Source organism: Streptomyces sp. NPDC056503, assembly GCF_042794995.1.
GTDB lineage: Bacteria > Actinomycetota > Actinomycetes > Streptomycetales > Streptomycetaceae > Streptomyces.
In genome coordinates this window covers 1-5,960 of record NZ_JBHTST010000230.1, presented here as the reverse complement: position 1 = coordinate 5,960, position 5,960 = coordinate 1, and the positions used below count along the sequence as shown (strand labels likewise).

At 72.6% G+C, this 5,960-nt stretch carries 5 protein-coding genes; all 5 read left to right on the top strand.

The features are described 5' to 3' along the window. Window positions 1–114 precede the first annotated feature (114 nt). Complete coding sequence (locus ACFQ8C_RS36155; protein WP_383466094.1) at window positions 115–2,226, top strand: putative bifunctional diguanylate cyclase/phosphodiesterase; 2,112 nt, start codon at window positions 115–117, stop codon at window positions 2,224–2,226. Between the two features lie 119 nt (window positions 2,227–2,345). Further along, the gene (gene gatC, locus ACFQ8C_RS36150) at window positions 2,346–2,642 is read left to right on the top strand and encodes an Asp-tRNA(Asn)/Glu-tRNA(Gln) amidotransferase subunit GatC (protein WP_030492502.1); all 297 of its coding nucleotides are present in this window, start codon (window positions 2,346–2,348) and stop codon (window positions 2,640–2,642) included. A gap of 2 nt (window positions 2,643–2,644) precedes the next feature. After that, entirely contained in the window at window positions 2,645–4,138 is a 1,494-nt protein-coding gene (gene gatA, locus ACFQ8C_RS36145; RefSeq protein ID WP_383466092.1) for an Asp-tRNA(Asn)/Glu-tRNA(Gln) amidotransferase subunit GatA, read from the top strand. Continuing rightward, window positions 4,135–4,380, top strand: a complete 246-nt coding sequence (locus ACFQ8C_RS36140; protein ID WP_383466091.1) for a hypothetical protein — start codon at window positions 4,135–4,137, stop codon at window positions 4,378–4,380. The genes gatA and ACFQ8C_RS36140 overlap by 4 nt, the downstream gene beginning before the upstream one ends. Before the next feature lie 16 nt (window positions 4,381–4,396). Next, window positions 4,397–5,908: an Asp-tRNA(Asn)/Glu-tRNA(Gln) amidotransferase subunit GatB gene (gene gatB / locus ACFQ8C_RS36135; RefSeq protein WP_383466090.1), complete on the top strand. Its 1,512-nt coding sequence runs from the start codon at window positions 4,397–4,399 to the stop codon at window positions 5,906–5,908. The last annotated feature ends 52 nt before the right edge of the window (window positions 5,909–5,960 follow it).

The following is a 5,960-nucleotide window of genomic DNA, read 5'->3' as shown; positions in this document are numbered from 1 at the left end:
CGCCCCGCCCCTGAAGCCGGCGGGGCGCACGGCGCGGCGGTCGGACGCCGCCACGGCCGCCTCGCCGCGGCCCATCGGACAGCGACGGCACCGCCGCCTGTGAGAGGGACGGGAATGGAACCGACCGAGAGTGCCGCCCCGGTGCCACGGCCGCGCGGCCGGGTGCTCCCCGAGGGCTTCACCGGCCTGCCCGCCGCCGTGCTGGGCACAGCGGCCGCCGTGCTCGTCACCGGGCTCCAGCGGGCCCTGACCACCAACCACCCGCTCTTCCCGGGCGGGGTCGCCGGCTGGTCCCTCGCCCTCCTCACCGGGCTCATCGTCGGCCACCTCGTCGCCCTCGGCCGCGAGCGCTGGTGGGGCGGGACCGGCTCCGGCGCCGCCCTCACCCTCGCCGTCCTCCTCCAGTACGGCTGGGTCCCCGCCGGACTCGTCTCGCTCACCGTCGTCGTCCTCGTCAGCGCCGCCCGCCGGCACCGCTGGCGGCAGGGCCTGCTGCACGGCGCCGCCGACATCCTCGGCGTCGGCGCCGCCGCCCTGGTCCTCGCCCTCTTCGGCGACGTCCCCAGCGTCGACCACCCCTGGCGCCCCCTCGACTGGGGGATCTCCGACGTCCCGGAGATCGTCCTCGCCGCCGGCGTCTACCTCCTCGCGACCCGGCTCCTGCTGTGGTACACGCTCGCCCCGCCCGGCCGCGGCCTGCCCACCGTCGCCCGCACCGCCCTGCTCCGGCAGGGGCTCGTCGCCGTCGCCCTGCTCGGCATCGCGCCGCTGATCTGCGTCGTCGCCGCCGCCTTCCCGGTCCTCCTGCCGCTCTTCGCCATCCCGCTGATCGCCCTCGACTCCACCCTCTGGATCGCCCGCGCCCGCGCCGAGGAACAGCTCCGCGACCCGCTCACCGGCCTGCCCAACCGCCAGTGGCTCCTGGAGCGCACCTGGACCGCCCTGGAGGACGCCGAGGGCGAGCAGGCCCGCTCCGCCCTCGTCCTCATCGACCTCGACCGCTTCCGCTCGGTCAACGACACCCTCGGCCACCTCGCCGGCGACCGGCTCCTCCTCCAGATCGCCGACCGGCTCCGCCTCGCCCTGCCCCGCGGCGCCGAGGCCGCCCGGCTCGGCGGCGACGAGTTCGCCGTCCTGCTGCCCGTCGCCGACTCCACCACCAGCGCCCAGCGGGTCGCCCGCCACCTCGTCGCCGAACTCTCCTCCCCGCTCGACCTCGACGGGCTCACCCTCGTCCTGGAGGCCAGCGCCGGCGTCGCCGTCTACCCCGACCACGCCGACGACGCCGAGGGGCTGCTGCGCCGCGCCGACGTCGCCATGTACCAGGCCAAGCGCGACCGCACCGGCGTCGAGGTGTACGAGTCCAAGCGCGACTCCAACACCCCCGACCGCCTCGGTCTCCTCGGCGACCTGCGCCGCGCCCTGGACGCCGGCGAGGTCGAGCTCCACTACCAGCCGAAGGTCCGCTTCGACGGCCAGGTCGCCGGTCTGGAGGCGCTCGTCCGCTGGGTCCACCCCGAGCGAGGAAAGGTTCCACCGGACGAGTTCATCGCCATCGCCGAGTCCTCCGGCCTGATGCCGCACCTCACCGAGTACGTCCTGGAGACCGCCCTCGCCCAGGTCGCCCGCTGGCGCGCCCAGGGCCTGGAGGTACCCGTCGCCGTCAACGTGTCGCCGCGCGACGTCCACACCCCCGGCTTCGCCGGCGCCGTCGCCGCCAGGCTGGCCCGCCACGGCGTCCCGGCCGGCTCCCTCCAGCTGGAGATAACGGAACACGTCCTCCTGGAGGACCCCCAGCGCGCCGCCGACACCCTCAACGGCCTCACCGGCCACGGCGTCAAGATGTCCCTGGACGACTTCGGCACCGGCTACTCCTCCCTCGTCCACCTGCGCCGCCTCCCGGTCAGCGAGCTGAAGATCGACCGCTCCTTCGTCGCCCGGCTCGCCGTCGACACCGAGGACGCCGAGATCGTCCGCTGCACCGTCGACCTCGCCCACTCCCTCGGCCTCCTGGTCGTCGCCGAGGGCGTGGAGGACGACGAGACCTGGGAGCGGCTGCGCGACCTGGGCTGCGACGCCGTCCAGGGCTGGCTGGTCTCCGCCGCCATGCCGCCCGCCGAGACCACCGCCTGGCTGCTCGCCCGCGGCGAGCACGGCTGGCGGCGGGCGGTCGACACCGCCCCCGTGATCGAGCTGGACCCGGCCCCCGGACACGTCGTGCAGTGATCCGGACGGGTCGGCGAGGGGAACCCGGAGGGCCGTCCGGGCCCACCGTTTCACGGGGAGTGGTGCGGGCCCCATAGGATTGGCCCCACATCATCAGACTCACCCCAGAGGATCGCTGCATGCCTGGCATCACGCGCGAGGAGGTCGCACACCTCGCTCGGCTGGCGCGTCTGGAACTCGCCGACGAGGAACTCGACCACTTCGCCGGTCAGCTCGACGACATCATCGGCGCGGTCGCCCGCGTCTCCGAGGTCGCCGAGCAGGACGTACCGCCGACCTCCCACCCGCTGCCGCTGACGAACGTCATGCGCGCGGACGAGGTCCGTCCTTCGCTCACCCCCGCGCAGGCGCTCTCCGGCGCCCCCGCCCAGGAACAGCAGCGTTTCAAGGTGCCGCAGATCCTGGGGGAGGACTGACCATGACGGACATCATCAAGCTCACCGCCGCCGAGATCGCCGCGAAGATCGCTTCCGGCGAACTCACCGCGGTCGAGGTCACCGAGGCCCACCTGGCCCGCATCGACGCCGTCGACGAGAAGGTGCACGCCTTCCTCCACGTCGACCGCGAGGGCGCCCTCGCGCAGGCCCGCGCCGTCGACGAGAAGCGCGCCCGCGGCGAGAAGCTCGGCCCGCTGGCCGGCGTCCCGCTCGCGCTGAAGGACATCTTCACGACCCGGGGCATCCCCACCACGGTCGGTTCGAAGATGCTCGAAGGCTGGATCCCGCCGTACGACGCGACCCTGGTCAAGCGCCTCAAGGCCGCCGACGTCGTCATCCTCGGCAAGACCAACATGGACGAGTTCGCCATGGGCTCCTCCACCGAGAACAGCGCCTACGGCCCGACCGGCAACCCCTGGGACCTCACCCGGATCCCCGGCGGCTCCGGCGGCGGCTCCTCGGCCGCGCTCGCCGCGTTCCAGGCCCCGCTCGCCATCGGCACGGACACCGGCGGCTCCATCCGCCAGCCCGCCGCCGTCACCGGCACCGTCGGCGTCAAGCCCACCTACGGCGCGGTCTCCCGCTACGGCATGGTGGCCTTCTCCTCCTCCCTCGACCAGGGCGGCCCCTGTGCCCGCACGGTCCTGGACGCGGCCCTGCTGCACGAGGCGATCGCCGGCCACGACCCGCTCGACTCCACCTCCGCCGACCTGCCGGTCCCGCCAGTGGTCGAGGCCGCCCGCAACGGCTCGGTGGCCGGGATGCGCGTCGGCGTCGTCAAGCAGTTCCGCGGCGAGGGCTACCAGGCCGGCGTCATGCAGCGCTTCGACGAGTCCGTCGAGCTGCTGAAGGAGCTGGGCGCCGAGGTCGTCGAGCTGGACTGCCCGAGCTTCGACCTGGCCCTCTCGGCGTACTACCTGATCGCGCCGTCCGAGTGCTCGTCCAACCTGGCCCGCTTCGACGGCCTGCGGTACGGCCTGCGCGCCGGCGACGACGGCAGCCGCTCCGCCGAGGACGTCACCGCCCTGACCCGCGAGGCCGGCTTCGGCCCCGAGGTGAAGCGCCGCATCATCCTCGGCACCTACGCGCTCAGCTCCGGCTACTACGACGCGTGGTTCGGCTCGGCCCAGAAGGTCCGCACCCTCATCACCCGCGAGTTCGAGAAGGCCTTCGAGCAGGTCGACGTGATCGTCTCCCCGACGACCCCGACCACCGCCTTCCCGATCGGCGAGCGCGCCGACGACCCGATGGCGATGTACCTCGCGGACCTGTGCACCATCCCGACCAACCTGGCCGGAAACGCCGCCATGTCGCTGCCCTGCGGCCTGGCGCCGGAGGACGGTCTCCCGGTCGGGCTGCAGATCATCGCCCCCGCCATGCAGGACGACCGGCTCTACAAGGTCGGTGCCGCCGTCGAGGCGGCCTTCGTGGAAAAGTGGGGTCACCCGCTGATCGAGGAGGCTCCGTCGCTGTGAGTACCAGTGCACTGCAGAAGGCCAAGGGCTTCAAGAAGTCCAAGGCCGGTACGTATCTGTCCATGGGCACCACCGCCTTCGGCGCCGTCGCAGTGGCCAAGCAGGTCAAGAAGGCCCGCGCCGACCACGACACGCTGAAGCTGATCGACGCCGTCGTGTCCGCCGCCGCCATCGTCACCGGCCTCGCGATCCTGTACCGCGAGCTGAAGCGCCTCGGCGACGACGACGTCCTGCTGGGCTGAGAGGGAAAGTTCCACCGTGACTGTCACTGAACTGCTCTCGTACGAGGCGGCACTGGCCTCGTACGACCCCGTCATGGGCCTGGAGGTCCATGTCGAGCTCGGCACGAAGACCAAGATGTTCTGCGGCTGCTCGACCGAGCTGGGCGCCGAGCCCAACGCGCAGACCTGCCCGACCTGTCTCGGCCTGCCCGGCGCGCTGCCGGTCGTGAACGAGATCGGCGTCGAGTCCGCGATCAAGATCGGCCTCGCGCTGCACTGCGAGATCGCCGAGTGGTGCCGCTTCGCCCGGAAGAACTACTTCTATCCGGACATGCCGAAGAACTTCCAGACCTCCCAGTACGACGAGCCGATCGCCTTCAACGGCTACCTGGACGTCCAGCTGGAGGACGGCGAGGTCTTCCGCGTGGAGATCGAGCGCGCCCACATGGAGGAGGACACCGGCAAGTCGACCCACATCGGTGGCGCGACCGGCCGCATCCACGGCGCCTCGCACTCGCTGCTCGACTACAACCGGGCCGGCATCCCGCTCATCGAGATCGTCACCAAGCCGATCGAGGGCGCGGGCGAGCGGGCCCCCGAGGTCGCCAAGGCGTACGTCGCCGAGCTGCGCGAGCTGATCCGCGCCCTGGGCGTCTCCGAGGCGCGCATGGACAAGGGCCAGATGCGCTGCGACGTGAACCTGTCGCTGCGTCCGAACGGCACCAAGACCTTCGGCACCCGCTCGGAGACGAAGAACGTGAACTCGCTCCGCTCCGTGGAGCGGGCGGCGCGCTTCGAGATCCAGCGCCACGCGGCGGTCCTGGAGTCCGGCGGCACGATCGTGCAGGAGACCCGTCACTTCCACGAGGACGACGGCTCCACCACCTCGGGCCGCATCAAGGACAACGCCGAGGACTACCGCTACTTCCCGGAGCCGGACCTGGTCCCGGTCGCCCCGGCCCGCGCGTGGGTCGAGGAGCTGCGCAAGGGTCTGCCCGAGCTGCCGCGGGTGCGCCGCAACCGGCTGCGCGAGGAGTGGGGCGTCTCCGAGCAGGAGATGCAGTCCATCCTCAACGCGGGCGCGGTCGACGCGATCGTCGCGACGACCGAGGCGGGCGCGGACGCGGCCTCGGCCCGCAAGTGGTGGATGGGCGAGCTGGCCCGCAACGCCAACGAGAAGGGCGTCTCCCTGGAGGAGCTGCCCATCACGCCGGCGGACGTGGCCCGGGTCTCGGCCCTGGTGGCCGGCGGTGACCTCAACGACAAGCTGGCCCGTCAGGTCATCGAGGGCGTCCTCGCCGGCGAGGGCACCCCGGACGAGGTCGTCGAGAAGCGCGGTCTGAAGGTCGTCTCCGACGACGGCGCGCTCGGCACGGCCGTCGACGAGGCCATCGCGGGCAACGCGGCCATCGCCGACAAGATCCGCGGCGGCAAGGTCGCGGCGGTCGGCGCGCTGGTCGGCGCGGTCATGAAGGCCACCCGCGGCCAGGCCGACGCGGCCAAGGTCAAGGACCTGATCCTGGAGAAGCTGGGCGTCAGCGAGGGCTGACCCCGGTCTCGTACGGGAACGAGGGCGGCCCCGCACCGGAACTCTTCGGTGC

Bases quoted from the DNA above. Each gene is read 5' to 3' on its own strand.
- ACFQ8C_RS36155 (WP_383466094.1), top strand. From the start codon at position 115: ATGGAACCGACCGAGAGTGCCGCCCCGGTGCCACGGCCGCGCGGCCGG.
- gatC (WP_030492502.1), top strand. From the start codon at position 2,346: ATGCCTGGCATCACGCGCGAGGAGGTCGCACACCTCGCTCGGCTGGCG.
- gatA (WP_383466092.1), top strand. From the start codon at position 2,645: ATGACGGACATCATCAAGCTCACCGCCGCCGAGATCGCCGCGAAGATC.